Here is a 276-nt window from a genome sequence, read left to right on the forward strand (position 1 = left end):
ATTGCAATTTCTTCACCGAAGCTCAAAATTGTAATATATCTCGACATCATAATTGCGATAAAAAGACAAACAAGGCCAATTGGCACTAACATATTAATACTTTGCCATTTCACTCCAGCAACTCCGCCTGCATTCCACATGCTCACCTCTTGGGCAAGATTAAAATACAATGCGATTCCAGATGAAATTGCCCCTAATAAAGCACTAATAGCTGCACCTGCTAAAGCTAATTTCACAGGTGTTAATCCACCTGGTGAAGAAGACCCAATTCCATAT

The 276-nt window shown here is 39.1% G+C and carries 1 protein-coding gene; it reads right to left on the reverse strand.

The annotated features are described in order from the left end of the window. Positions 1-276 (reverse strand): iron chelate uptake ABC transporter family permease subunit (locus SB717_RS35505; RefSeq protein ID WP_410907628.1); only part of this gene is annotated, 276 nt, incomplete at both ends.

The sequence above is a fragment of the Priestia sp. SIMBA_032 genome (assembly GCF_046535215.1).
Taxonomy (GTDB): domain Bacteria; phylum Bacillota; class Bacilli; order Bacillales; family Bacillaceae_H; genus Priestia; species Priestia aryabhattai.